23 protein-coding genes are annotated in these 25,517 nt (G+C 58.7%); 12 read left to right on the top strand and 11 right to left on the bottom strand.

Annotation, left to right across the window (positions count from 1 at the left end; translation table 11 throughout):
- Nucleotides 1–4 precede the first annotated feature (4 nt).
- The gene (locus ACRER8_RS23515; protein WP_431748579.1) at nucleotides 5–1,051 is read left to right on the top strand and encodes an FUSC family protein; all 1,047 of its coding nucleotides are present in this window, start codon (nucleotides 5–7) and stop codon (nucleotides 1,049–1,051) included.
- A 70-nt stretch (nucleotides 1,052–1,121) separates the two neighbouring features.
- Here the strand turns inward: ACRER8_RS23515 and ACRER8_RS23510 are convergent, their stop codons facing one another.
- The 4 genes from ACRER8_RS23510 to ACRER8_RS23495 all read right to left on the bottom strand — a co-directional run bounded on the left by ACRER8_RS23510 (nucleotide 1,122) and on the right by ACRER8_RS23495 (nucleotide 5,260).
- Nucleotides 1,122–1,892 (bottom strand): DeoR/GlpR family DNA-binding transcription regulator, encoded by a 771-nt coding sequence (locus ACRER8_RS23510; protein ID WP_431748578.1) that lies wholly within the window; start codon nucleotides 1,890–1,892, stop codon nucleotides 1,122–1,124.
- A gap of 76 nt (nucleotides 1,893–1,968) precedes the next feature.
- Nucleotides 1,969–2,970 carry a 4-hydroxythreonine-4-phosphate dehydrogenase PdxA gene (pdxA, locus tag ACRER8_RS23505; RefSeq protein ID WP_431748577.1) on the bottom strand — a complete coding sequence of 334 codons (1,002 nt, stop codon included), beginning with the start codon at nucleotides 2,968–2,970 and terminating at the stop codon, nucleotides 1,969–1,971.
- Complete coding sequence (locus tag ACRER8_RS23500) at nucleotides 2,967–4,259, bottom strand: four-carbon acid sugar kinase family protein (RefSeq protein ID WP_431748576.1); 1,293 nt, start codon at nucleotides 4,257–4,259, stop codon at nucleotides 2,967–2,969. Before ACRER8_RS23500 ends, pdxA begins: the two co-directional genes overlap by 4 nt.
- The gene (locus ACRER8_RS23495) at nucleotides 4,256–5,260 is read right to left on the bottom strand and encodes a 2-keto-3-deoxygluconate permease (RefSeq protein WP_431748575.1); all 1,005 of its coding nucleotides are present in this window, start codon (nucleotides 5,258–5,260) and stop codon (nucleotides 4,256–4,258) included. Before ACRER8_RS23495 ends, ACRER8_RS23500 begins: the two co-directional genes overlap by 4 nt.
- Before the next feature lie 271 nt (nucleotides 5,261–5,531).
- Here ACRER8_RS23495 and ACRER8_RS23490 point away from each other — a divergent pair, with 271 nt between their 5' ends.
- From ACRER8_RS23490 to pqqB, 7 genes are all read left to right on the top strand, one after another.
- A complete protein-coding gene (locus tag ACRER8_RS23490; protein WP_431748574.1) occupies nucleotides 5,532–6,299 on the top strand; it encodes a class II aldolase/adducin family protein in 768 nt (255 codons plus the stop codon).
- 188 nt (nucleotides 6,300–6,487) lie between these two features.
- The gene (locus ACRER8_RS23485) at nucleotides 6,488–6,949 is read left to right on the top strand and encodes an Lrp/AsnC family transcriptional regulator (protein ID WP_431748573.1); all 462 of its coding nucleotides are present in this window, start codon (nucleotides 6,488–6,490) and stop codon (nucleotides 6,947–6,949) included.
- A 272-nt stretch (nucleotides 6,950–7,221) separates the two neighbouring features.
- The gene (locus ACRER8_RS23480) at nucleotides 7,222–8,916 is read left to right on the top strand and encodes a flavin monoamine oxidase family protein (RefSeq protein ID WP_431748572.1); all 1,695 of its coding nucleotides are present in this window, start codon (nucleotides 7,222–7,224) and stop codon (nucleotides 8,914–8,916) included.
- An 11-nt stretch (nucleotides 8,917–8,927) separates the two neighbouring features.
- The gene (locus tag ACRER8_RS23475) at nucleotides 8,928–9,728 is read left to right on the top strand and encodes a carbon-nitrogen hydrolase family protein (protein ID WP_431748571.1); all 801 of its coding nucleotides are present in this window, start codon (nucleotides 8,928–8,930) and stop codon (nucleotides 9,726–9,728) included.
- 225 nt (nucleotides 9,729–9,953) lie between these two features.
- On the top strand, nucleotides 9,954–12,359 hold the full coding sequence (gene pqqF, locus ACRER8_RS23470; RefSeq protein WP_431748570.1) for a pyrroloquinoline quinone biosynthesis protein PqqF: 2,406 nt from the start codon (nucleotides 9,954–9,956) through the stop codon (nucleotides 12,357–12,359).
- Nucleotides 12,360–12,515: 156 nt separating this feature from the next.
- Nucleotides 12,516–12,590: a pyrroloquinoline quinone precursor peptide PqqA gene (gene pqqA / locus ACRER8_RS23465; protein ID WP_003422658.1), complete on the top strand. Its 75-nt coding sequence runs from the start codon at nucleotides 12,516–12,518 to the stop codon at nucleotides 12,588–12,590.
- Between the two features lie 119 nt (nucleotides 12,591–12,709).
- Nucleotides 12,710–13,621 carry a pyrroloquinoline quinone biosynthesis protein PqqB gene (gene pqqB / locus ACRER8_RS23460; RefSeq protein ID WP_431748569.1) on the top strand — a complete coding sequence of 304 codons (912 nt, stop codon included), beginning with the start codon at nucleotides 12,710–12,712 and terminating at the stop codon, nucleotides 13,619–13,621.
- A 29-nt stretch (nucleotides 13,622–13,650) separates the two neighbouring features.
- Here pqqB and ACRER8_RS23455 read toward each other — a convergent pair whose 3' ends face one another.
- Entirely contained in the window at nucleotides 13,651–13,773 is a 123-nt protein-coding gene (locus tag ACRER8_RS23455; RefSeq protein WP_431748568.1) for a hypothetical protein, read from the bottom strand.
- On the opposite strand from ACRER8_RS23455, the gene pqqC reads away from it, so the two are divergent.
- From pqqC to ACRER8_RS23435, 4 genes are read left to right on the top strand one after another with little or no spacing between them, the layout of a single operon-like run.
- Complete coding sequence (gene pqqC, locus ACRER8_RS23450; protein ID WP_431748567.1) at nucleotides 13,760–14,515, top strand: pyrroloquinoline-quinone synthase PqqC; 756 nt, start codon at nucleotides 13,760–13,762, stop codon at nucleotides 14,513–14,515. The two genes, ACRER8_RS23455 and pqqC, sit on opposite strands and share 14 nt — an antisense overlap.
- Nucleotides 14,512–14,802: a pyrroloquinoline quinone biosynthesis peptide chaperone PqqD gene (gene pqqD / locus ACRER8_RS23445; RefSeq protein ID WP_431748566.1), complete on the top strand. Its 291-nt coding sequence runs from the start codon at nucleotides 14,512–14,514 to the stop codon at nucleotides 14,800–14,802. Before pqqC ends, pqqD begins: the two co-directional genes overlap by 4 nt.
- The gene (gene pqqE / locus ACRER8_RS23440; RefSeq protein ID WP_431748565.1) at nucleotides 14,759–15,961 is read left to right on the top strand and encodes a pyrroloquinoline quinone biosynthesis protein PqqE; all 1,203 of its coding nucleotides are present in this window, start codon (nucleotides 14,759–14,761) and stop codon (nucleotides 15,959–15,961) included. The genes pqqD and pqqE overlap by 44 nt, the downstream gene beginning before the upstream one ends.
- A complete protein-coding gene (locus tag ACRER8_RS23435; protein ID WP_431748564.1) occupies nucleotides 15,927–17,753 on the top strand; it encodes a prolyl oligopeptidase family serine peptidase in 1,827 nt (608 codons plus the stop codon). The genes pqqE and ACRER8_RS23435 overlap by 35 nt, the downstream gene beginning before the upstream one ends.
- 190 nt (nucleotides 17,754–17,943) lie before the next feature.
- Here ACRER8_RS23435 and ACRER8_RS23430 read toward each other — a convergent pair whose 3' ends face one another.
- The 6 genes from ACRER8_RS23430 to bioD all read right to left on the bottom strand — a co-directional run bounded on the left by ACRER8_RS23430 (nucleotide 17,944) and on the right by bioD (nucleotide 25,459).
- Nucleotides 17,944–18,105, bottom strand: coding sequence for a YqaE/Pmp3 family membrane protein (locus ACRER8_RS23430; protein WP_431748563.1), 162 nt, complete (start codon nucleotides 18,103–18,105; stop codon nucleotides 17,944–17,946).
- A gap of 389 nt (nucleotides 18,106–18,494) precedes the next feature.
- On the bottom strand, nucleotides 18,495–20,273 hold the full coding sequence (locus tag ACRER8_RS23425; protein WP_431748562.1) for an acyl-CoA dehydrogenase C-terminal domain-containing protein: 1,779 nt from the start codon (nucleotides 20,271–20,273) through the stop codon (nucleotides 18,495–18,497).
- Between the two features lie 223 nt (nucleotides 20,274–20,496).
- A complete protein-coding gene (locus tag ACRER8_RS23420) occupies nucleotides 20,497–21,792 on the bottom strand; it encodes a GGDEF domain-containing protein (RefSeq protein ID WP_431748561.1) in 1,296 nt (431 codons plus the stop codon).
- A gap of 320 nt (nucleotides 21,793–22,112) precedes the next feature.
- On the bottom strand, nucleotides 22,113–23,918 hold the full coding sequence (locus ACRER8_RS23415; protein ID WP_431748560.1) for a phenylacyl-CoA dehydrogenase: 1,806 nt from the start codon (nucleotides 23,916–23,918) through the stop codon (nucleotides 22,113–22,115).
- Nucleotides 23,919–24,288: 370 nt separating this feature from the next.
- Nucleotides 24,289–24,585 carry a pyrroloquinoline quinone biosynthesis protein PqqE gene (locus tag ACRER8_RS23410; protein WP_431748559.1) on the bottom strand — a complete coding sequence of 99 codons (297 nt, stop codon included), beginning with the start codon at nucleotides 24,583–24,585 and terminating at the stop codon, nucleotides 24,289–24,291.
- Between the two features lie 193 nt (nucleotides 24,586–24,778).
- On the bottom strand, nucleotides 24,779–25,459 hold the full coding sequence (gene bioD, locus ACRER8_RS23405) for a dethiobiotin synthase (protein WP_431748558.1): 681 nt from the start codon (nucleotides 25,457–25,459) through the stop codon (nucleotides 24,779–24,781).
- Nucleotides 25,460–25,517: the final 58 nt, after the last annotated feature.

The following is a 25,517-nucleotide window of genomic DNA, read 5'->3' as shown; positions in this document are numbered from 1 at the left end:
ATCCATGAATACACCCTCCCTGCCCCTCTTTCTCCGTCGCGTCCTGCGTCCACTTCTGGACCCCTACCGCCGTTATCGCCACGCCCGCTACATCCATGCGGGTCGTATCGTTGTCGGCCTGCTGGTCTCAATATTGCTGACAACTGGCATACATCTGCCCCACGGCGAGTGGGCATCGGTCACGATGCTGATCGTGATTGGCGGGTTGCAGCATCACGGCAATATTGGCAAGAAATCGGTGGAGCGTGCTTACGGGACATTGATCGGGGCGGCGCTGGGGTTGGCGGTGGTGGCGCAGGAGAGTTATCTGGGCATGCCGCTGCTGACTTACGTGATCATGTCATTGATCTGCGGTTTCTTCGCTTATCACGCCATCGGCAAGGGCGGTTATACGGCGCTGTTGTCGGCGATTACGCTGTTTATCGTCGCCGGTCATGGCGATAACCCGATCACCGACGGACTTTGGCGGACGGTGGATATTCTGATCGGTATTGCGCTGGCGCTGGCGTTTTCCTTCGCGTTGCCGCTGTATGCGGTGTATTCGTGGCGCTACAACCTGGCCAGCGGTTTGCGCGATTGCGCGAAGGTTTACGAGCGTATCAGTAGCGGGCAGTCGAATGCCGCCGATGAACATTTGAAGCTGACCGCCAAGCTCAACGCAACGATGCTGCAATTGCGCTCGCTGATACCGTCAGTGTCGAAAGAAGTGAAGATCTCGCTTGTGGAACTGGACGCGATTCAAGGGCATTTCCGCATGTGCCTGAGCACGTTGGAGATCCTTTCCAACTTACGTCCCGCAGACTTTGGCAATGTCCAAATGACCGCGGAGCAGCGTCGGATTCGGCGCATGCTTATCGGCATGGCGCGCGCTCTGCAAAGTGGGGCCACGGAGCGCCTGAAGCGTCCGACGGAATCACTGGCAGTTGGCCCGGAGGCGCCAGCCGCATCGGCGGAAATGTTGGGCTACCAGCTGATGAATCGGCAACTGGCGCTGAACATCGAAGCGCTGCAGCAGCGGCTGGCGAAAACTGCGAAGAAGTGGAAAATCTGAAATTCGCTAACCCGCTCAGGCACGGTCCGCAGCGCACGCTTACAGCGTGTACTGCGCAGTCCTTTGCCAGTTAAACGCCCACCGTTTCGACCACAATCTGCCGCCCCGTGCGAAACGGTGCCAACAGCGCTTCATCCGCCTGAGATGAGGTGATCAACGTCCACTCGCGCTCGATGGGCGTCCAGTGCTGTTGACGGGCGCGACCGAGTTTGTCGGCGTCGGCGAGGACGAAGACCTGCGCGGCGCGCTTGATGATGCATTCCTTGAGGTAAGCCTGCTGATCGCTCGCCTCACACAAACCGAACTCCGCCACTACGCCGTCAGCACCCATGAACGCTTTGTCGACGCTCAACCGGCTCAATGTCAGTTCCGCGAGCGGGCCGAGCGTGCTCATGCTGGAACCGCGCAGGTCGCCACCAATCAGGGTCAGACGAATGCCCGGCGCGTTTGCGAGGGTCATCACGACCAGAAGATTGTTGGTGACCACGTGCACGTTTTGCCGCGAGCAAAGATGTAACGCCAGCGCAGCGCAAGTAGTGCCACCATCGAGCAAGACCGTGTCGCCATCTTCGACATGCCTCGCAGCCGCCTTGGCGATGGCGTCTTTCTGGTCGCGCTGAGTGGCCTTGCGCTCTTCCAGCGAAGCTTCCGGCTCGTGCACACCGATCAGCGCAGTGGCGCCACCGTGGGTGCGCACTAGATGCCGCTGCTTGGCGAGCATGGCCAAGTCGCGTCGCACGGTGGCTTCCGACACGCCAAGGGCGGCGCTCAGTTGCTCGACGTTGGTGTCGCGGGCGCGCACCAGTTCGAGAATGGCGCGATGTCGGTCAGTGGCTTTCATGGACGGCCTCAATGCACAAAGGCCGATGATCTTACACGACCGGGCCGCCGCTTCTCACCTGCGACGTCGCCGCGCTTCACCCCCGACGCGTGGCCAGCTCGGCCCCCTGACGCAGGGCTTCCAGCAAGCTGCGCTCGTCGGCTATGCCCTTGCCAGCGATGTCGAACGCGGTGCCGTGATCGACGGAAGTACGAATCACTTCGAGACCGACTGTCACGTTCACACCCGCTTCCAGGCCGAGCACCTTTACCGGGCCGTGACCCTGATCGTGGTACATCGCGACCACCAGGTCGAAATCACCCCGGCCCGCGCGGAAAAACAGGGTATCGGCCGGCAGCGGACCGGTCACATCCAAGCCTTGCTCCTGCAACAGCTTCACCGCCGGGATGATCTTCTCTTCTTCCTCGCCATAGCCGAACAGGCCGTTCTCGCCCGCGTGCGGGTTGATGCCGCAGACACCTATGCGTGGCTTGGCGATCCCAGCCTTGATCAGCGTCGCGTTGCCGCGTTCGATGGTGCGCTGGACCAGACCCGGTTCGATCTTGCGAATCGCATCGATGATGCCGATGTGGGTGGTCACATGGATGACGCGCAACTGCGGGGCCACCAGCATCATCGACACCTCATCGACATGGGTCAGGTGCGCGAGCATTTCGGTGTGACCAGGGTATTTATGCCCGCCTGCGTGTAGTGCTTCCTTGTTCAGCGGCGCGGTGCAGATCGCATCGATCTGGCCTGCTTCGGCCAGTTGCACGGCGCGGGCGATGTACTGGTAAGCACCATCGCCGGCAATCGGCGAAAGCTGACCGAACGGCAGGTCGGCAGGGATCAGGTTCAGGTCGATGCAGTCGATGGTGCCGGGCTGGTACTGAGCCTCGGACGCCTCTTTGATACGACGAATCTTGGCGCTGCCCTTGACGATTTCGTTGGCCAATTCCAGACGTCCAGCATCGCCGATTACCAACGGACGGCACTGCTGGTACACCACGTCGTGGGTCAGGCTCTTGACGATGATTTCCGGACCAACTCCGGTCGCGTCACCCATGGTGATGCCGATGACGGGCAAATAATTACTCATGATTGTTTACCTTGTAGCGCAGGATTCGAGACGGGGCCTGCAGCGTATTGCGCAGGTTCTACAGCGTTATTCATATGCAGCCAGGCCGCATACAGTGCGTGGTCGGTGCCGAACGCGCCGGCTTTGGTGACGACACCAGGGCGATGGCCTTCTCGACTGGAAATCGGGCGCCCGAATGCAACGCCTGCTTCGATTTCACAGAGCAATTGCAGGCTGCCGATGCCGACTGCGCCAAGCATGGCGCGAGCGGTCTCGCCGCCGGTGGCGATCAGGCCACCGACGTAAGCGAAGTGCGGGCGCACCATAGCGGCCAACAACGTAGAGAGTCGGGCGCCTTCGGCGGGGTCGAACGCGTCGTCACGGCCAATGCGCAGCAGCAGATCCTCTCCGCGGCGCAGATATTCGCCGATGCGAATTTCCCAGCCAGCCCAGTCGCCATGGGACATACCCTGACGCAAGACCGCAGGCGGTACGACAAGCTCGCCGATCAATGCGCGCTCCTTGAGCATCGCGCATTGACGTTCGGAAACGCTGGACAGGCTGCCGACCAACACTAATGTTGGTGCGTATTTCTCATGGGGCGGAGGCGAAGTCTGGAGCGGCGCGGAAAGCAGCTCCGGCAACGCAGCCATTTCGCGAGCCAGACCACCTGAACCTACCCAGAACAGCGGCGCGGTGACGTTTGCAGTCACGATCGCGAGGGTCTGCAGATCCTCGGCGGTCTGGGCATCGATAATCAGCGCACCAACCTCGCTATTGGCGATCTCGGTAATGTGTTGTGCCAACACGGCTTGATCACCACGTAATGTATCCAGGCTCAGTTTGGCGACACGCAGACCCGACTCTTCGAGCATTGAAGAGATATCGGCGGAACGATCAGCATGCTCGAGCTTCCAGGTATCGGTGGTTTCCAGCGGCTGACCATTGACCAGCACTTTGCCGTGCAACGTGGTACGGCCAGTGGCAGGGAATGCCGGTGCGATGATCGCAAGGCCCGCGTGTGGCGCGAGTGCGGCAACTTCAACGGCCCAGTTGCCACGCAACGTCGAATCGATCTTCTTGTACAGACGCTGGCCCGGTTTGAGCAGCGTCTTATAGGCCGTCAACGTGCGCTCGCCCGCCGCAGTTACAGAAAGACGGCGTGTGTCGGTATCGATGGCGACCACGCTGGCATCGCCGGTGTTGTGAGACGCATCAAGGGTCACTACCGTGCTCAGCCCAGCGCTGGCAAAGGCGATCGCGCAATCGGCCGCGCCCGACAGATCATCGGCAATGATCAGCACAGTCATCGAACGACCTCCCGCTCTGCATTCACGCTCACTTGCTTTTCAGCGTGACGCTCTTTGTAGCGTTTGGCGATCGATGCAGTAAGAATCGGCGACAGCACTGCGGTAACCACAACGCACGCAGCGACGAGCAGCGTCGCGGAGTTTGCCGCTTCGGTGTACACCGGATTGGCCGCTGCAACGAGCGCAGGCACAGCCGCAGCGTTGCCCGCGGTGTTCGCTGCTGCAACGCCAGCTACGCCCGTGCCGCCCGAAACGCGATCGGCAAAGTACAGTGGGATACCGGTCAACACGACGACCGCCAGCCCTAGGCCAATGCCCAGCAAACCAGCTTGCCAGACCTTGTGCAGGTCCAGACTCGCACCCAGCGCCAGCGCAAAAAACGGAATCATCACTGGCACTGCCTTGGCCAGGAAATCGCGCATTTCGCGATCGAGATTACCCAGCAACATGCCCAGCAACAGCGGCAGGATTGCGCCCACCAGCGTCGGCCAGGGAAATGCCGCCAGACCGGCCACGCCCAGCGTGACCATTGTCAGGAACGGACCCGATTCCAGCGACATCACTGAATAGGCACCCACATCCTCGGAACGCCCGTATTGGCCCATCAATGCCATGTACAGCCCGCCGTTGGTGTCATTCATCGCAGCGACGACGGCAAGGGTGGAAAGCCCGGCGAAAATACCCGATGTAATCGGCTGCTCACCCAGGAAGTGCCCCATGATCACGCCAATGACGATGGCGGTGCCGACCTTCGTGCCAAACAGCACGCCGCCTTTCTTCAGGAGGTACGGCGTGGCTTTGATGTCGATGCTTGCGCCCATGCACACGTAAAAGACCGCCAGGATCGGCAGCGACCCGGTGAACAGCGCGTTGGTGAACGAGCCAAAGAATTTCGGCATGTCAGGCAGGAAGGTGGCGACGAGCGAGCCAATCAGTAGCGGCACGATCATCATGCCGCCGGGTACACGTTCGATACTGCGCTTGATAGGTATCTGGGCCACGGCAAGTGCTCCTTGTTTTTATGGGGGTGCGGCATCTGTTAACGTTCTGAAATTGAGCAAAATGATCATCGTTTTGATCGTATCGCGCAAAACAGCTTATGCCATCCACGCTAAACGCGCAAACCGATCATAAAAATGATCGATTTGCGCATTTCCATAAGAACGCTCAATGATAGGGAAATCACTAAGTGGGCGAGGTAAAGAGCTGGTAGAACGTAGAAGCGCCTGGCTGGCGCATTGATCTGGCAAGACCGACATTACCGGAGGAAAAATGACACATGCGTACAGCCCGCAGGAATGGCAACTGAGGCAGGAATTGGCGGCCTGCTATCGCCTGATCGCACACTATCGGATGACCGATCTGATTTTCACCCATCTCTCTCTGCGCATACCGGGCCCGGAGCACCATTTCCTGATCAATCCTTACGGGCTGATGTTCGAGGAAATCACTGCCTCGAATCTGGTAAAGATCGACCTCGACGGCAACAAGGTGGAGACCTCGCATTACCCGGTCAACCCGGCAGGCTTCGTGATCCATAGTGCAATTCACCGCGCCCGGGAAGATGCGCAGTGCGTGCTGCACACCCACACCAAGGCCGGTTGTGCGGTAGCGGCGCAGGAAGGCGGGCTTTTGCCAGTGAACCAGATCTCGATGGAGTTCTATGGTCGGGTCGGGTATCACGATTACGAAGGCATTGCTCTGGACTTCAGTGAGCAACAGCGTCTGGTGGCAGACCTTGGCGATAACTCGGTAATGATTTTGCGCAACCACGGCTTGCTGACCATAGGGAACAGCGTGAAACAGGCGTTCCTGCGCATGTATTACCTGGAAAAAGCCTGCGAGATCCAGATCGCAGCGCAGGCGGGTGGAAGTCTGCATTTGCCGCCGGAGGATGTGCGTCTACGTACGGAAAGGCAATTCAATGCGCCGGGGCAAGGGGTTGCCGAAGGTGAGCTGAGCGACCTGGACGCCGTGGATTTCGCTTGGTCGGCGTTGCTGAGGATGCTGGATCGCGTGGCGCCGGATTATAAGAACTAAGCGCCGCTGATTTTCTGTGAAAGCGATTTCCTTCGCGAAACGCCTGCATTGGCGACATATATGTGTCGGACAGACTGACGTCTCGCGAATGAGTTCGCTCCCACAGATGGCAACTATCGCACCTGAACATCTCCCTGTCGGCCATAGAATCTCCTAACATCACCCGCTTGCCGAAGGAGATCCGCCCCTTGTCCGACACTCGCCCTCCCGCCCTTGACGACATCGATCGACAACTGATTGCCGCGCTGCAAATCAATGCACGCGAGCCGGTGGCCAATCTCGCGCGTCAATTGGGCATCGCCCGCACCACTGTCACTTCGCGCCTGGCACGCCTGGAAAAGGCCAGAATCATCACCGGCTACGGCGTGCGGTTGAGTCAGCGTGTCGTCGATGGCGGGTTGCAGGCCTACGTCGGGATCACCGTGCAGCCACGTTCGGGAAAGGAAGTGTTGCGCCGTCTGACCGCTTTGGCGCAGGTGCAGCAATTGTGTGCCGTGAGTGGTGAGTTCGATTACGTGGCATGGCTGCGCACCGATTCGCCGGAGCAGCTCGACCAGTTGCTGGATCTGATCGGCAGCGTCGATGGCGTCGAGAAAACCACAACGTCGATCATTCTCAGCAGCAAAATTGATCGCGGGCAGCCTGTTTGAGCGATTTTTGACCGGCCGCCCAAGCCCTCCGAATGCCGCCATCCCTGTAGCCGTCCGGCTTACCGGCAGTGACCTCCTTGCGACTCTCACCGCCGGCAACCCGGACTGCTACAGCAACAAGCGCCGTCGAACGCAGACGGACAGTCCAAGTGACGGCCAGCTTCGTCACTTTGCCTAAAATCTCTACATAACGACGACACTCTGCGTCTTATTAACGTCTCAACTGTTATCTAGACTTTGCTGCTTGCGCACACAGTCGAACAAGGTCAGTCATGAAGAACAATCGCCACCCCGCCGACGGCAAAAAACCGATCACGATTTTTGGTCCGGACTTCCCGTTTGCTTTCGATGACTGGATCGAGCATCCCGCAGGTCTGGGCAGTATTCCGAGCGACAACCTTGGCAAGGAAGTGGCGATTGTCGGCGCAGGGATTGCCGGCCTGGTCGCGGCTTATGAGCTGATGAAGCTTGGTCTCAAACCGGTCGTCTATGAGGCCTCGAAAATGGGCGGCCGCCTGCGCTCGCAACAGTTCGAGGGCGCCGAGGGCATTATCGCCGAGCTGGGCGGCATGCGTTTTCCGGTGTCCTCCACTGCCTTCTATCACTACGTCGACAAACTGGGCCTGGAATCCAAACCGTTTCCCAACCCGTTGACCGCTGCATCCGGCAGCACTGTGATCGACCTGGAAGGCAGCACCCATTACGCACAGAAGCTGTCGGACTTGCCTGCCCTGTTTCAGGAAGTGGCTGACGCCTGGGCCGATGCGCTGGAAGATGGCGCGCAGTTCGCCGACATTCAACAGGCGATCCGTGACCGTGATGTCCCGCGCCTCAAGGAGTTGTGGGACAAGCTGGTGCCATTGTGGGATGACCGCACGTTCTACGATTTCGTCGCTACCTCCAAGGCCTTCGCCAAGCTCTCGTTCTATCATCGTGAAGTGTTCGGCCAGGTGGGTTTCGGCACCGGCGGCTGGGACTCTGACTTCCCCAACTCGATGCTGGAAATCTTCCGCGTGGTCATGACCAACTGCGACGATCATCAACACCTGATCGTCGGCGGCGTGGGCCAGGTGCCATTGGGTATATGGCGACATGCGCCCGAGCGCTGTGCGCATTGGCCGGAGGGCACCACCCTCTCGAGCTTGCATCACGGCGCGCCGCGAACCGGCGTAAAACGCATTGCCCGCGTTGCCGATGGCCAATTTGCCGTTACCGACAATCTCGGCGACACCCGTCATTACGATGCCGTGTTGGCGACCTGTCAGAGCTGGCTGCTGACCACTCAGATTGAATGCGAGGAAACGCTTTTTTCGCAGAAGATGTGGATGGCTCTGGACCGCACACGCTACATGCAGTCTTCGAAAACCTTCGTCATGGTCGACCGCCCGTTCTGGAAAGACAAAGACCCGGAAACCGGCCGCGACCTGATGAGCATGACACTCACCGACCGCCTGACCCGCGGCACGTATCTGTTCGACAACGGCACCTATTCCAACGGCGTAGAGAAGCCTGGAGTGATTTGTCTGTCGTACTCGTGGATGAGCGATGCGCTGAAAATGCTGCCGCACCCGGTGGAAAAACGCGTTAGCCTGGCGCTTGGTGCGCTAAAAAAGATCTATCCGAAAGTGGATATCGCCGCGCGCGTCATCGGAGATCCGATCACGGTGTCGTGGGAATCCGACCCGCATTTCCTCGGTGCCTTCAAGGGCGCGCTGCCTGGTCACTATCGCTACAACCAGCGGATGTATGCGCACTTTATGCAAAAGGATATGCCTGACGAGCAGCGCGGCATTTTCATCGCCGGTGACGATGTATCGTGGACCCCGGCCTGGGTCGAGGGGGCGGTGCAGACTTCGCTCAATGCGGTATGGGGCATCATGACCCACTTCGGTGGCAAGACTCACGCCGAAAACCCAGGGCCGGGTGACGTGTTCCACGAAATCGGCCCGATTGTTTTGCCTGAATAAAGGAGCCCGCCATGCGCGTTGCCCTGTATCAATGTCCGCCGCTGCCGCTGGAAATCCGCGGCAATCTCGCGCGCCTCAAGGCAAAGGCCGCAGAAGCCGCGAAGCAAGGCGCTACGCTGTTGGTTTTCCCGGAGATGTTCCTGAGCGGCTACAACATCGGCGCCCAAGCGGCACGGGAATTGGCGCAATCCAGCGACGGACCGGCTGCGCAGGAAATCGCTGATATCGCCAAGGCAAGCGGCATCGCGATTCTGTATGGCTACCCTGAGCTGAGCGCTGACGATCAGGTCTACAACGCGGTGCAGTTGATCGACGCGCAAGGTTTACGATGCTGCAATTATCGTAAGACGCATCTGTATGGCGAGCTGGACAAATCAATGTTCAGCGCAGGAGACGAGCATTTTCCGCTGGTGGAATTCAACGGCTGGAAGCTGGGATTTCTCATCTGCTATGACGTGGAATTTCCGGAAAACACCCGGCGGCTGGCCTTGGCAGGCGCGGATCTGATTCTAGTGCCGACTGCCAACATGGCGCCTTACGACTTCGTCTGCGAAGTGACTGTCCGCGCCAGGGCCTTCGAAAACCAGTGCTATCTGGTGTACGCCAACTACTGCGGTAGCGAGGGCGACATTCATTACTGCGGGTTGAGCAGCATCTGCGCGCCGGACGGAAGGCAGATCGGGCGTGCGGGGGAGGATGAAGCGTTGGTAGTGGCGGATCTGGATCGACAGGTGATGAGCGAGTCGCAGGCGATCAATACCTATTTCAAGGATCGGAGGCCAGGGTTCTATTCGTGGTTGTCAAAGGGCTGAGTCAACCAACACTTTGCCTGACACCATTGCCCCTTGTGGGAGCGAATTCATTCGCGATTGGGCGGTACGGTCGACGGTAATCTATCGTTTGGCGCATCGTCTCGCGAATGCATTCGCTCCCGCAGATGATCTATCTACACCCGTGAATGCAGACTGCGCTGCACCACACTCGGCATAATCCGCTAGCATGACCCGTCATTTTCCTACGACCTCGCGGTAATCGTCATGCCTGCGCCCGAATCAACCAGCCATCGTTCTTTAATCCTGCCCAATGGCTTGCGCGTGATGCTGTGTTCGGCGCCAAGGCTCAAACGCTCTGCGGCGGCGTTGCGGGTGGCGGCGGGCAGTCACGATGTGCCTGCACAATGGCCGGGGTTGGCGCACTTTCTTGAGCACCTTTTCTTCCTCGGCACTGAGCGTTTTCCTGCGGACCAGAAGCTGATGACCTACGTTCAGCGCCATGGCGGACAGGTCAACGCCAGCACTCGCGAGCGCACCACCGACTTCTTTTTCGAACTGGCGCCTGCCGAATTCGCAGGTGGCCTGGAACGTTTGTGCGAAATGCTCGCCCATCCGCGCATGAGTAGGGCCGACCAATTGCGTGAGCGCGAAGTGCTGCATGCCGAATTCATTGCCTGGTCGCGCGACGATGCTTCCCGCGAGCAATTGAAACGCCTTCAGCCGCTGTCGGCCTTACACCCGCTGCGCTGGTTCCATGCGGGCAATCGGTTCAGCCTGCCGGTTCCGCGCCCGACGTTTCAGCAGGCGTTGCAGGACTTTTACCAAACCTTCTATCAAGCAGGTCAGATGACTTTGAGCCTCGCCGGGCCACAAAGCCTGGATGATCTGCAGGCATTGGTGACTGCATTTAGCGGATGTTTCGCCACGGGCAGTAAGGTCGAGCAACGTATACCGCCAGCGCTTGTGGACAAGCGCGACGTACAGAATGAAGAGAACGGCCAGCGTCGGATGCATCTGATTTTCCCGTGCGAAGGGCAGCCACGTGGACATGAGCAAGCAGCAGCATTCCTGTGCACCTGGATGAACAACGCGCAGGCGGGCGGGTTGGTCGCGCAGTTGCGTAATCGTGGATGTGTAGAGTCGTTCAAGGCTGAGGTGCTGTACGAGTTTGCTGGGCAGGTGTTGTTTGAGATCGAAGTTATTCTTGCTGCGGACATCGCGTCAGATCAGGCAAAACTGATTTCGAGCCTGATATTCAACTGGCTAACCTTCTTCAAAACCCATTACCGCCAATTGCTCGACGAATACGCCCTGCTTGAGAAGCGTCGACTTGCTGTCATCAGCGCCTTGCCCTTGGCCCGTCACTACATCGCTGAAACTGGCGCGCCGGGCCTTTCGGATCAGGCGATTCACGCACTCGATGCCCTGCTCGACACCCTCACCCCGCAATCACTGCTGCAGCCACTCCTCGACTTATCAACAACCGATGTTGCCGACATTGATTGGCGTCTGCCTCGACCCAATCGGTTTCTGCGCCCACCTAAAGCATTTCCCACTCACGCGCCCATGCCGCCCTCGCTGACATTCAGCGACAGTCTCCCGGTCACCGGCGAGGCCGCGATTTATCTGAGCTGGAAGCTCCCGGCCCCACAGCCAAAACTGCAACTGATGCTCAACGAAAGCCTGAACACGCTGACTGCTGACGCCCGACAAGCCGGTGTAACGCTGGCATTCAGCGCCTATGGCATTCATTGGCAATTGAAGGTGAGCGGTCATGCTGAGCCGATTCCCGCTGTTGTTGAACAGGCGTTAGAGCTGCTCAGCCATCCCGACAGCCAAACGCTGGCGCGCTATGGACAGTCAGGCACCGAGCCTGCGCCGATTCCGATCCGCCAACTGCTCAAGACGCTACCTGATCATTATTTGAACAATACCAGCGGCGCTGAAACAGACGACTTACAGAATGTCTGGTCAATGGCGCGCTGGATTGGCTTCGCTACAGGTTTCCGAAGCGCTGATCAGTTGGTGCTGATTCATGCCCTGCGCAATACACCCGGCGCACCTGACGAAAAACCAGGACAAGCTCTCGCGCAGATATCGGCGCAGCGATGGGCAACGGAGCCGTCAGATTCATCCGAAAATGCCCTGCTGTTGTTCTACCCGACGCTCTCGACAAGCATCGAGGACGAGGCCATGTGGCGATTCTTCTCACACTTGGTCCAGGCTCCGTTCTATCAGCGTTTACGAGTTGAGATGCAATTGGGCTACGCGGTATTCAGCGGTTTCCGACAAATTGCTGGGCATGGCGGGATGCTGTTTGGCGTGCAATCTCCGAGCGCCGGTGCAGATCAGTTGGCTGCACACATCAAAACATTCCTGAAAACACTGCCTGCGTTGATCGAAAAAGCTGATATCCCATCGCAGCTATCAGCGCTGCAACGCCAGCTCGACCCAGCGATCATGGATACCCAGCAGAGCGTCGAAATGCTTTGGCAAGCACATCTCGCAGGGCACGGGGCCGACTACATCGCGCGTCTGCAACATTCTTTTGCACATCTTCATGATGATCAGCTACGTACCACTGCCAGCCGGACAGCGCTATCCCAAACGCCGATCTTTTACCTGTCCAATCGCCGCGGCCCAAGCGCAGCGGCGCCTGTACGCCAGTGATCATTGCCGCAAATGCAAAAAGCTTTATCCGATATTTCATCATTGGCGCCACGATATTTTTAGTAACATAGCCTCCTAAGCATTTGAACGTCTCCTCTCGCAGGTGTACTAAAGATGTACTCACCCACCGCAGCACTAACCCAGAAGGAGTCTCCTATGTCGTGGACTAAACCTGCTTACACCGATCTGCGTATCGGCTTTGAAGTCACCATGTACTTCGCAAGCCGTTGATTTCTGCGCGGTGAAAAGCCTCGGTTCGCCGGGGCTTTTTTGTTACAGGATTAAGATTTGAAGGCGCGGCCTTCTGGCGCGACTTCGGGCGTCATTGCCCCAATCAGTACGGAGTACACATGCACATTCAGATTCTCGGCTCGGCTGCGGGTGGTGGTTTTCCTCAGTGGAACTGCAACTGCGTCAACTGCGCAGGTTTTCGCGACGGCAGCCTGCGGGCATATGCTCGCACTCAGTCGTCCATTGCCCTGTCAGATGACGGCGTGAACTGGATCTTGTGCAACGCCTCCCCGGACATTCGTGCTCAACTGCAAGGTTTCGCGCCCATGCAGCCCAACCGCGGCCTGCGTGACACCGGCATCAGCGCGATCATCCTGATGGATAGCCAGATAGACCACACCACCGGCCTTCTGAGCCTGCGCGAAGGATGCCCGCATCAGGTCTGGTGCACAGACATGGTCCACGAAGACCTGAGCACCGGCTTCCCGTTGTTCGGCATGCTCAAGCACTGGAACGGCGGCCTGGTCAGGAATCGCATCGAACTGGAGGGCAGCTTCGTGATCCCGGCCTGTCCGAATTTGCGCTTTACGCCGTTTCCGCTGCGCAGCGCGGCACCGCCCTACTCGCCACATCGATTCGACCCACACCCCGGCGACAACATCGGACTGATGGTCGAAGACATCCGCACCGGCGGCAAACTGTTCTACGCGCCGGGCCTGGGCAAGGTCGATGATGCCCTCATGGAGAAAATGAGCGGCGCCGACTGTCTGCTGGTAGATGGCACGATGTGGGATGACGACGAGATGAAGCGTCGGGGTGTGGGAACCCGCACTGGTACAGAGATGGGGCACCTGGCGCAGAACGGCCCGGGCGGCATGTTGGAAGTTCTGGAAAAACTGCCCAGACAGCGCAAAGTGCTTATTCATATCAACAACACCAACCCGATTCTTGATGAAGATTCCGCCGAGCGCGCCGAGTTGGTCCGCCGCGACGTTGAAGTGGCCTTTGATGGCATGAGCATCGAGTTGTAAGAAAGGCAGATAAACCTGTGGGAGCGAACTCATTCGCGATGGTCGATCAGACGATAGATATGCGTCGGATGTACCAACGTCTCGCGAATGAATTCGCGCCCACAGGATCTGCCGAAATCCTTGAGGAAGACCGCCGCCATGAGCGAAGCCAAGCCGTTGTCCCCCGCTGAATTCGAACAGGCCCTGCGCGCCAAGGGCGCGTTTTACCACATCTATCACCCGTTCCATGTGGCGATGTATGAAGGCCGCGCAACCCGCGAACAGATTCAGGGCTGGGTCGCCAACCGCTTTTATTACCAGGTGAACATTCCGCTGAAGGACGCTGCGATTCTGGCGAACTGCCCGGATCGCGAAATCCGCCGCGAATGGATTCAGCGCCTGCTCGATCACGACGGCGCACCTGGCGAAGACGGCGGTATCGAGGCCTGGTTGCGTCTGGGTCAAGCCGTGGGTCTGGATCCGGAGCAACTGCGCTCGCAGGAATTGGTACTGCCGGGCGTGCGATTCGCCGTCGACGCCTACGTCAACTTCGCGCGGCGCGCCAACTGGCAGGAAGCCGCCAGCAGCTCGCTGACCGAACTGTTCGCACCACAGATCCACCAGTCGCGTCTGGACAGCTGGCCGCAGCACTATCCGTGGATCGACCCGGCTGGCTATGAATATTTCCGTACCCGGCTGGGCCAGGCCCGTCGCGACGTTGAGCACGGTCTGGCGATCACCCTGCAGCACTACACCACGTGGGAAGGTCAGCAGCGCATGCTGGAAATCCTGCAGTTCAAACTCGACATCCTGTGGAGCATGCTGGACGCGATGAGCATGGCTTACGAGCTGAACCGCCCGCCTTACCACAGCGTCACCGACCAACGCGTCTGGCATAAAGGAATCGCCCTATGAGCTTCAATCGTGAACAGGTGCCAAGCTGGCGCCGGGGTTATCGCTTCCAGTTCGAGCCGGCGCAGAATGGCCATGTGCTGCTGTACCCGGAGGGCATGATCAAGCTCAACGAAAGCGCGAGTGAAATTGGCGGCCTGATCGACGGTCAGCGCAGCGTCGCTGCAATCATTACGCTGCTCGATGAGAAATTTCCCGGCGTTCCCGAGCTTGGCACAGATGTCGAGCAGTTCATGGAGGTCGCACGTGCTGAACACTGGATCGAACTTGCCGCTATCTCCGGCGAATGAGTCAGCCGTGACCGAAACCACGGTGCACATTCCTCCGACGCCTCCCGTCGGGCTGCCGCTGTGGCTGCTCGCCGAGCTGACCTACCGCTGCCCATTACAATGCCCGTATTGCTCCAACCCGCTGGATTTCGCAAAACAGGGGCAGGAGTTGACGACGGAGCAGTGGTTCAAGGTAATGGCCGAAGCCCGGCAGATGGGTGCGGCGCAGATCGGCTTTTCCGGCGGCGAACCCTTGGTGCGTCAGGATTTGGCCGAACTGATCGCCGAGGCTCGGCGATTGGGGTTCTACACCAATCTGATTACCTCCGGCATCGGCCTCACCGAGCAAAAGATCATCGATTTCAAGGAAGCGGGTCTGGACCATATTCAGATCAGCTTTCAGGCCAGCGACGAGCAGGTGAACAACATGCTCGCGGGTTCGAAAAAAGCCTTCGCGCAGAAGCTGGAAATGGCCCGCGCGGTGAAAAAACATGGCTATCCGATGGTGCTCAACTTCGTGACCCACCGGCACAACATCGACAAGATCGACAAGATCATTGAGCTGTGCGTCGCGCTGGAAGCGGATTTCGTCGAGTTGGCGACCTGCCAGTTCTATGGCTGGGCGCAGCTGAACCGTGTCGGTCTGCTGCCCACCAAGGATCAACTGGTGCGTGCCGAGCGCATCACCAACGAATACCGGGTCAAGCTGGCTGCCGAGAATCACCCGGTCAAACTGATCTTCGTTACTCCCGATTATTACGAAGAACGACCGAAAGCCTGCATGAACGGCTGGGGCAACCTGTTCCTGACCGTGACGCCTGATGGCACAGCCCTGCCCTGCCACGGCGCACGGCAGATGCCGATTCAATTCCCCAATGTGCGCGATCACAGCATGCAGCACATCTGGTACGAGTCCTTCGGCTTCAATCGCTTTCGTGGGTACGAATGGATGCCTGAGCCGTGTCGTTCTTGTGACGAGAAGGAAAAGGACTTTGGTGGCTGTCGCTGTCAGGCCTTCATGCTCACGGGCGACGCCAGCAACGCAGATCCGGTATGCAGCAAGTCGCCACAGCACAGCTTGATCACCCAAGCGCGCGATGAAGCCGAGTATGCTAGCCAGACCATTGAGCAACTGGCTTTCCGTAATGAACGAAACTCACGCCTCATCGCAAAATCCTGATCTGTTCTCTGCCGCCCAGGCAGTGGCGGCAGGCGTCGATTTCGCCGAACTGAGCGTCAGTCCTGCCGGCCTTTTCTGGAATGAGTTCCGCCCGCAGGACGCGGCTTCGCGCATCTGGCGCTGGGACACCGGCGCAATCACATGCCTGACCCCGGATGGTTTCAGCGCTCGCAGCCGGGTCTATGAATATGGCGGAGGCTCGTTCTGCCTGACCGACGTTGCAGTGGCGTTCGTCAACGAAACCGATCAACAGATCTACCTTCAACCCTTTGACGCCAGCCCCCCGCAAGCGCTGACACGGGGCGATAAACGTTACGGAGATGTCCGATTCGCTCGTGGGCAGATTCTGGCAGTGGAAGAAGATCACGACGTTCATCGCTTGGTGGCAATTGATCTGGTGGATGGTCAACGCAATGTGCTGGCCGAAGGCGCCGATTTCTATTCCTCGCCTACGCTAAGCCCCGACGGCAATCGGCTGGTATGGATCGAATGGTGGCGGCCGCATCAGCCGTGGACATCGACCAGACTGCTGAGCGTTGAGCGCCTGCCCGATGCCAGCTGGGGTCGCGCGCATTGCCTGGCCGGAGGGCTGGGATTGGAGGCGCTGCAACAACCACGCTTCGATGAACAGGGCCGTCTTTACTGCCTGACCGATCGCGCGGGTTTCTGGCAGCCGTGGGTCGAGACGCTGGAAGGTTTCGAAGCATTACCCGCCGCTAAAGCCGATCACGCTCCCGCGCCCTGGCAACTGGGCGGTTCGAGCTGGCTGCCGCTAAATGAAGGTGCTTACCTTGCCAGTTGGTCGGAAGACGGAATGGGCGTATTGGGTGTGCGCTCGTCCGACGGCTCGGTGGAAAATTTCAGTGGCGAATACAGCCGTTTCCGCAGTCTCGCGCTGGACGATCAGTACCTCTATTGCATCGCGGCTTCCGCAATCAGCCCGTCTGCGGTTTTGGCGATCAGCCGCGCTGATAAAAGCGTTCAAGTGCTGGCCGGAGGCGTGGCGCCGCTGCCCCCAGAGCGCATCAGCCGCCCGCAAACCCTGCGCTATCCAAGTGGATCGAGCGAAGCGCACGGCTATTTCTACCCTGCCATGAACGGCGAAGAAAAGCCGCCATTGGTGGTGTTCATCCATGGCGGGCCTACATCGGCCTGCTATCCGGTACTCGACCCGCGCATCCAGTTCTGGACGCAACGAGGCTTTGCGGTCGCCGATCTCAATTACCGAGGCAGCACCGGCTATGGCCGCGCTTATCGCCAGGCGTTGTTTCTGGAGTGGGGCGTGGTCGACGTCGAAGATGCCTGCGCAGTAGTCGACTATCTGGGCACCCAGGGCCTCATCGATCCGAGCAAGGCTTTCATTCGCGGAGGCAGCGCAGGTGGCTACACGACGCTGTGTGCGCTCGCGTTCAAAGATGTGTTCCGTGGCGGCGCGAGTCTCTACGGGGTTAGCGATCCATTGGCGCTGGCCAAGGCAACGCACAAGTTCGAGGCTGATTACCTGGACTGGCTGATCGGCGATCCGGACATCGACATGGCCCGCTACCGCGAGCGCACGCCGCTGTTGCATGCAGAACAGATCAAAGTCCCGGTGATCTTCTTTCAAGGCGAACTCGACGCCGTGGTCGTCCCCGCCCAGACCCGCGACATGCTCGCCGCGTTAATAGAAAAAGGCATACCGGCCGAAGGCCACTTCTACCCCGACGAACGTCACGGGTTCCGCAAAGCCAGCAACCAGGCCCACGCCCTTGAGACCGAATGGGCGTTTTATCGGAAGGTGATCGACGGATGAACCTCCGTAATAGCCCGGCTTGCCTACAGCGGTGTTCCGCAAATCGCCACTGCCGGTAGGCCGGACTTGCTACAGGGTGTCGCTCAGAAAGTGGGTGTACTCAGATCTATAGCAGCATGGCTTGCCAGCGGCGGGGTCCGAAAAACCAAGGCATGGCGATGCCAATTCCCTGGGAATCATTGCGCCGGGCTTATTTGCGGCTGGCGATGATATACACGGCGTGGATGATGCCGGGGAAGTAGCCCAGCAGGGTGAGCAGAATGTTGAGCCAGAAGGCACCGGCGAAACCGACTTGCAGGAACACGCCCAAGGGTGGCAGCAGGATGGCGACGATGATGCGAATGATGTCCATGGGGGAGCTCCTGATTAGAAGATGACCCATCTGGGCCACACAGCTAATCGACCCTGCGCCGTTATAGGGGTTCCACCGCGCATGCCATGGAGCAACATGGCAAGGATTTTCGACAGTCTGGCCACATGAAGCTGAACACGAAACGCACTGCCGGGAGAGCTTAGGGCAGATAAAAGAAAACCCCGCCGAAGCGAGGTTTTCCAGACTGTTTCCCTTTTGACTTCCTTTTCTTCCCACCGTCCTGGCAGGCATTCCCTACGTGTCCATGTTGTCTGTTTGTGCATCCTGCACGACGTCCATGTGTGTAGATTAACTTTGGATCCGATAACGCGATAGAGCTAAATGTCAGCACGCCATGTAAGCAAAAGCTTACATGGCGCATGGACTCGTCAGAATTGCGAAGCTTCCAGCAGATACAGCGATTCACTGCCAGCCTTCACGGAAGCTGCAAGCGACTGAATTCTCGGCAGCAGTCGTGCGAAATAAAACCGCGCAGTGCCCAGTTTGCTGGCGTAGAAGTCTTCCTGATTTTCTTTGCCCAACGCTGCCTTGGCCGACATCGCCCACATGTAGGCGTACGCTGTGTATCCGAAAACATGCAGATACTCGACAGATGCGGCGCCGATCTCGTTCGGATTATTCCGCGCGCGGTCCAGAACCCAGTCAGTCAATTCGTCCAGCGTCGTCAGCGCAGCGTCCAACGGCTTGGTGAATTCACTAAGCGGCGGGGCAGACGATGCGATGAACTGACGAACTTCATCAGAGAACAACCGGTAATGCGCCCCGCCACTGGCGACGATTTTGCGGCCCATCAGATCCAACGCCTGAATGCCGTTGGTGCCTTCGTAGATCTGAGTGATGCGCACGTCACGCACCAGTTGCTCCTGGCCCCATTCACGAATATAGCCGTGACCGCCGAATACTTGCTGGCCGAGAACGGTGGTATCCAGACCCATGTCGGTCAGGAAAGCCTTGGCGACCGGTGTCAGCAACGCGACTAACGCATCGGCCCGCTGGCGCACGTCAGCATCTTCGCTGTATTTGGCGGTATCCAGCTGCATGGCGACATAGGTCGAAAATGCACGGCCCCCTTCGTTCAGCGCTTTCATGGTCAACAGCATGCGACGCACGTCAGGGTGAACGATGATCGGGTCGGCCACGGTGTCCTTGGACTGCGCGCCCGTCGGAGCGCGGCTCTGCAGACGGTCGCGGGCATATTCAATGGCGTTTTGATAAGAACGCTCGCCGGACGCCAGGCCTTGAATACCCACGCCAAGGCGCTCGTAGTTCATCATCGTGAACATCGCCGCCAGCCCTTTGTTCGGCTCGCCGACCAGGTAACCCTCGGCCTGATCGAAGTTCATCACGCAGGTAGCCGAGGCCTGAATCCCCATTTTGTGTTCGATGGAGCCGCAGGACACTGCGTTACGCGCGCCCAGGCTGCCATCGCCATTGACGAAGAATTTCGGCACCAGGAACAGCGAAATGCCTTTCGGACCGGCTGGCGCATCCGGCAGTTTGGCCAGCACCAGATGAATGATGTTCTCGGTGAGATCGTGCTCGCCACCGGTGATGAAGATCTTGGTGCCCGTGATCTTGTAGGTGCCGTCTGTCTGCGGCTCTGCCCTGGTGCGAATAATGCCCAGGTCGGTCCCGGCATGCGCCTCGGTCAGGCACATGGAACCGGCCCAGATACCGGCGTACAAATTTGGTAGATATGTCGCCTTGAGGTCTTCACTGGCGTGGGTGTTGATCGAAACGCAGGCGCCGGAGGTCAGCATCGGATAAAGACCGAAAGCCAGGCTCGAGGAGTTGACCATTTCTTCGACCTGAGCGGAAACAGCCTTGGGCATGCCCATGCCGCCGAACTCGGGATTGCCGCCAACCCCAACCCAGCCGCCTTCGGCGTAAGTCTGGTAAGCCTTGACGAAACCTTGCGGTGTGGTCACCACCGTGTCGTTCCAGTGGCAGCCTTCTTCATCGGCTGCGCGACTCAGCGGCGCCACGGATTTGCTGGTGACCTTGCCCGCCTCTTCGAGAATCGCCTCGACGGTTTCGGCATCCACTGCCTCGGACAACTCCGGCAGCGTGGCCCAGAGTCTGGAGACTTCGAACACTTCATTGAGGACGAAGCGCATATCGCGCAAAGGCGCTTTGTAGTCAGCCATGGCAAACCTCGCAAACAGCAACATAGACCCGGAAATGAGACACTACAGACATTTTGCAGCATCAGTGTGTCAGTGGGGCTGAGTGTACAGGAACGCCATTTGCGACACATAGGGTCAGGTAGTGACCATTTATCTATTTGCGGTCACACAATAACAACGAATATCAGACAGCCCCTCACTCGACCGTGAAGACACCTGACTACAGCGAAAAAGAAGTGAACTGTCAGCTGGCGGCAGCCATTCTTACAGCGCCGCGTTTGTTGTTCTGGCCATAGGCGATGATGCAATTCCGGCCCGCGCCCTTTGCAGCATAAAGCGCCTCATCGGCAGCCTTGAGCACTTCTTCGGGATTGCGGTGCTCCGGCTGGCGTTCGGCGACCCCTATGCTCACTGTTACCGAAACGGTCGACGCCTGGGAACCTGCGCGACGCTGACGGCCTTGCATATCGTCCTGTGGCCGGTTGTCCTGATTACGTAAATGGATAGCGTAGGCAGCGATGGTTTCGCGGATAGCTTCCAGGTGCGGCATGCATTCATCCACAGTCTTGCCCGCGAAAACGATGGCGAATTCTTCGCCGCCGTAACGATAGGCACGACCGCCGCCATTGGTGATCTTCGACAACTTGCTCGCCACCAGACGCAGCACCTGATCGCCGACGTCGTGGCCGTGGGTGTCGTTGAATTTCTTGAAATGATCGACGTCACTCATCGCCAGCACGTAATTGCGGCCCAGGCGCTGCATCCGCTCGTTGAGCGCGCGTCGGCCCGGCAGCCCGGTCAGCTCGTCGCGAAACGCCATTTGGTAGGCTTCATGAGCGACGGCCGAGGCGATCATCAGCATCACCTGGCTGCACATGATGTTCAGGGTGAACGGCAGGATGAAGGTTTTTGGCAATGCCCAGAACAACCCCAGCAGACCTACCAACTGCGCGGCGTGCAACGGCCTGGGCTTGCGGATGTACTGGATGATCAGCACGGTGAAGGCGATGAAAAAGGTGGCGTATGAAAGCTGAATCAGGCTCATCCAATCGCCATGCAGCGAAGGCCAGCGAATGTCAGCCAGCCAGGCAAGCAGACTTTCCGGGAAGCTCTGTTCAAGCCCGAGGGCCACGCCGCCGACCGCTACAAGCACTGCCAGCCGCGCCACCAGATCCTGAAGCAGGTGCGTGCGCTCTTCCCAGGCGGCAAACAGCCCGAACATGATCGGCAGCAACAGACAACAAAGATGGAATACAACTGCCGCGTCTTCTCGGACTTTTCCATTGTCACGGTAGTAATCGGTCTGCGTGTCGAGCAGGAAATAGGCGATATACACAGTGATCATCAGGAACAGTTCGCGCTGGCGCTTATAAACGCCGCAATACGCACCGCCCAGCAACAGAGCCAAGGTCGGCAACACGTTGAACAACGAGGTGAAGAACACGTTGAGGTCCTTCACGTACGCAGCCGCGAGTCCGGCGATCAACAGCGCCAGTGACGGTAGAAAATGGCTGAGGCGTGCAGCTGAAGGGCGCAGCAAGAGGACTGTCTCCTACCCATGACGAACGTGTCTAAAACAAATGGCATTGTGCCTGTATCGGCGGGGTAACAGATTTGATGAGGAGAAATTGTGAGATGGGTCCACGGTATTTGGAGGCGCAAGGAGCGGCCGATGTCGGACGAAGAATCCTGTGGGAGCGATTCATTCGCGATGCGATTTGGCAGGCGACGGATTTTGTGTCGGCTGTGCAGGCATCTTGCGAATAAATTCGCTCCCACAGGGAGATGAAAACTCAGGGAAATAAAAAAGCCGCCTGTCCCGAAGGACAAGCGGCTTTGAGGTAAAACCCAGCGGGTGGCTTAGTAAGCCAGACCGAAGTGCTCTTCGTTCATGTCCATCAGGTTATTAGCGCCCGACAGCATGGCCGCAACATGAGTGCGGGTACGCGGCAGGATGCGCTGGAAGTAGAAGCGCGCCGTCTGCAGCTTGGCGGTGTAGAACGCTTCTTCGCTGGTGCCGGCTGCCAGTTTTTCGGCCGCGACGCGAGCCATGTCAGCCCAGAAGTATGCCAGGCACACATAGCCGGAGAACATCAGGTAATCCACCGAAGCGGCGCCGACTTCCTCGCGATCCTTCATGGCAGCCATACCGACCTTCATGGTCAGATCGCCCCATTCCTTGTTCAGTGCAGCCAGCGGCGTGACGAATTCGCTGACCGCTTCGTTGCCTTCCTGCGATTGGCAGAATTTGTGAACAATCTTGGTGAAGCCCTTCAGCGCTTCGCCCTGGGTCATCAGTACTTTACGACCCAGCAAGTCGAGGGCCTGAACGCCGGTGGTGCCTTCGTACAGCATCGAAATACGGCTATCGCGAACGTTCTGCTCCATGCCCCATTCGGCAATGAAGCCGTGGCCGCCGTAGATCTGCACGCCGTGGTTGGCCGATTCGAAACCGACTTCGGTCATGAACGCTTTGGCGATCGGGGTCATGAACGCCAGCAGGCCATCGGCTTGCTTCTTGGCTTCTGCGTCATCGCTGTATTTGACGATGTCGACCTGCTTGGCGGTGAAGTACACCATCGCGCGAGTACCCTCGGCGAAAGCCTTCATGGTCAGCAGCATGCGACGTACGTCAGGGTGAACGATGATCGGGTCAGCGGCTTTGTCCGGCGCTTTCGGGCCAGTGAGCGAACGCATCTGCAAACGCTCGCGGGCATATTTCAGGCCACCCTGGAAGCCGATTTCAGCATGGGCCAGACCCTGCAACGCAGTCCCCAGACGCGCGGTGTTCATGAAGGTGAACATGCAGTTCAGGCCCTTGTTCGGCGGGCCGATCAGGAAGCCTGTGGCGCTGTCGAAGTTCATCACGCAAGTGGCGTTGCCGTGAATGCCCATCTTGTGTTCCAGCGAGCCGCAGTTCACGGCGTTGCGCTCGCCGACGCTGCCGTCAGCCGCCGGCAGGAACTTGGGAACGATAAACAGCGAGATGCCTTTGGTGCCCGCAGGCGCGTCAGGCAGGCGGGCCAGTACGATGTGGACGATGTTATCGGCCATGTCGTGTTCGCCAGCGGAGATGAAGATCTTGGTCCCGGAAACCTTGTACGACCCATCAGCCTGAGGCTCGGCCTTGGTGCGCAGCATCCCCAGGTCGGTGCCGCAATGAGGTTCGGTCAGACACATGGTGCCGGTCCACTCACCCGAAACCAGCTTGGTCAGGTAAGCGTCCTGTTGTTCAGGGGTGCCGTGCTCGGAGATGGTGTTCATCGCGCCATGGGACAAGCCTGGGTACATGCCCCACGACCAGTTGGCCTCACCGACCATTTCGCTGACTGCCAGACCCAGCGACTCCGGCAGACCCTGGCCGCCATGTGCGACGTCATGCGCGAGGCTCGGCCAGCCGCCTTCGACGAACTGCTTGTAGGCTTCTTTGAAGCCGGTCGGGGTCTTAACGCCGGACTCGCTCCAGGTGCAGCCTTCGGTATCACCCACACGATTCAGCGGGGCCAGCACCTGCTCACAGAACTTGGCGCCTTCCTCGAGAATGGCGTCAACCATGTCAGGCGTGGCGTCCTGGCATGCTGGCAGACTCTGATAGTGCGCTTCGTAGCCGAGCAGCTCGTCACGAACGAAGCGAATATCACGCAAGGGGGCCTTGTAGTCAGGCATAGCGATAAACCTCTGCTGATGAATCCTGGAGTTGGATGACCGTCCGGTCACTGCGGGGCTAGCCCCTTCCACCGAGAGTTGTGGTTTGGTCGATGGGTCAAACAGGTGTTTGAAACATACGTTTACGCCTAATTGTTGTCAAGGGTGCGTCATGGACCTTTCATCGTCGACGTGAGAAATGGCACGCCAGATAACGCCCAAAGCACACGCTCTGAATGAGCTGTCAGGGGTTCAGATTAGTAGAGCAACCCGCGACGCAGGCGTCGGCAGGTCGAGATTCGGTTGGGTGGCAGGGGCATTATTCGGGAGGGCGCGCAAACGCAAACGTGCGCCGGAGCGCACGTTGAGGAAAAGTGTTTTACAGAGAAATTCAGGCGTAGGTATCGATTAACGTGCCGAGCATTTCGTCGGCGGCCTTCTCGACTTTGAGGCCGGCCTGGACCTGGACCTGGCCTTGGGTCAATTCCACCACATTGGTGGCCATGTCGGAACGCTGAGGACGATCGACCGAACGCAGACGCTCGAGCTGAAAGTCCGAAGACTGACTACGACCTGACACTTCGGTGGCTGGGCTGGCCAGTTGAGTGGCAGCCTGATCGACACGATCCTGACCGACCTGAATTGCACTCAGGCCCGGGTAGAGGGTGTTGTTCAGCGAGATTTGCATGAAACGATCCTCTGTTCATAAAAGAACAGCGCCATTAAACCAGTAACGACCCTGACACACTCAGCAAAAAGACTAATGGCACTGCGCCGTGTGATGCAGTTCACAGACCGCAGCACCCGCTTCTACTCCTTCGGTAGAAGCGGGATACCGGCGCGACTTCGGGCAGCACAAAAACCTGATTCAGGATGCAGCCTTAATCCAGCAACTCCAAATGCAGATGCTCGGCAACCTTCTCCGGTGTGGCTTTTTTCATGTGCGGCACGCGTCCCAGGCAGGGCGCGGGTAAACGCTCGGCCAGGGTGGCGAGATTTTCTTCCAGCCGCGAAGTTTTCGGATCGATGATGTTCGCCACCCATCCCGCCAGTTGCAGCCCGTCGCTGGCGATGGCTTCGGCAGAGAGCAATGCGTGACTGATGCAGCCCAGACGCACGCCCACCACCAGAATCACTGGCAGTCCAAGCGCGATCGCGAGATCCGACAGGTTGGCCTGATCCGCCAGTGGCACGCGCCAGCCGCCAGCGCCTTCGATCAGGGTGAAGTCCGCCCGCTTGCCGAGAATGTGACGCATGGGAGCGAGCAGAGATTGCACGGTCAACGCGACGCCAGCTTCGCGAGCCGCCAGATGCGGTGCGATGGCGGGCTCAAAGGCAATCGGGTTGACCTCGTTGTACGTCAGCGCGATTGAACATTCGGCGCGCAATGCAACCGCGTCCGGATTGCGCAGCCCTTTAGGCTTTACATCACACCCGGAGGCTACGGGTTTGCCCGCTGCCGTGCTCAGTCCGGATTGTCGCGCCGCATACAGCAGCCCTGTGGCAATGGTGGTTTTGCCAACATCGGTATCGGTTCCCGCGATGAAATACGCAGCGCTCATCTTGGCGACCATCCGTTCAGATATTTCAAACTATTGCTCACTCACTATAGCGCTCAGA

It is taken from the genome of Pseudomonas sp., assembly GCF_050739935.1.
GTDB lineage: Bacteria > Pseudomonadota > Gammaproteobacteria > Pseudomonadales > Pseudomonadaceae > Aquipseudomonas.
The sequence above is the reverse complement of the archived record's forward strand: the minus strand, read 5'-3'. Positions and strand labels throughout refer to the sequence as shown.

Coding starts and splice junctions, on each gene's coding strand:
- ACRER8_RS23515 (WP_431748579.1), top strand. CDS start 5: ATGAATACACCCTCCCTGCCCCTCTTTCTCCGTCGCGTCCTGCGTCCA.
- ACRER8_RS23510 (WP_431748578.1), bottom strand. CDS start 1,892: ATGAAAGCCACTGACCGACATCGCGCCATTCTCGAACTGGTGCGCGCC.
- pdxA (WP_431748577.1), bottom strand. CDS start 2,970: ATGAGTAATTATTTGCCCGTCATCGGCATCACCATGGGTGACGCGACC.
- ACRER8_RS23500 (WP_431748576.1), bottom strand. CDS start 4,259: ATGACTGTGCTGATCATTGCCGATGATCTGTCGGGCGCGGCCGATTGC.
- ACRER8_RS23490 (WP_431748574.1), top strand. CDS start 5,532: ATGACACATGCGTACAGCCCGCAGGAATGGCAACTGAGGCAGGAATTG.
- ACRER8_RS23480 (WP_431748572.1), top strand. CDS start 7,222: ATGAAGAACAATCGCCACCCCGCCGACGGCAAAAAACCGATCACGATT.
- ACRER8_RS23475 (WP_431748571.1), top strand. CDS start 8,928: ATGCGCGTTGCCCTGTATCAATGTCCGCCGCTGCCGCTGGAAATCCGC.
- pqqF (WP_431748570.1), top strand. CDS start 9,954: ATGCCTGCGCCCGAATCAACCAGCCATCGTTCTTTAATCCTGCCCAAT.
- pqqB (WP_431748569.1), top strand. CDS start 12,710: ATGCACATTCAGATTCTCGGCTCGGCTGCGGGTGGTGGTTTTCCTCAG.
- pqqC (WP_431748567.1), top strand. CDS start 13,760: ATGAGCGAAGCCAAGCCGTTGTCCCCCGCTGAATTCGAACAGGCCCTG.
- pqqD (WP_431748566.1), top strand. CDS start 14,512: ATGAGCTTCAATCGTGAACAGGTGCCAAGCTGGCGCCGGGGTTATCGC.
- ACRER8_RS23435 (WP_431748564.1), top strand. CDS start 15,927: ATGAACGAAACTCACGCCTCATCGCAAAATCCTGATCTGTTCTCTGCC.
- ACRER8_RS23430 (WP_431748563.1), bottom strand. CDS start 18,105: ATGGACATCATTCGCATCATCGTCGCCATCCTGCTGCCACCCTTGGGC.
- ACRER8_RS23425 (WP_431748562.1), bottom strand. CDS start 20,273: ATGGCTGACTACAAAGCGCCTTTGCGCGATATGCGCTTCGTCCTCAAT.
- ACRER8_RS23415 (WP_431748560.1), bottom strand. CDS start 23,918: ATGCCTGACTACAAGGCCCCCTTGCGTGATATTCGCTTCGTTCGTGAC.
- ACRER8_RS23410 (WP_431748559.1), bottom strand. CDS start 24,585: ATGCAAATCTCGCTGAACAACACCCTCTACCCGGGCCTGAGTGCAATT.
- bioD (WP_431748558.1), bottom strand. CDS start 25,459: ATGAGCGCTGCGTATTTCATCGCGGGAACCGATACCGATGTTGGCAAA.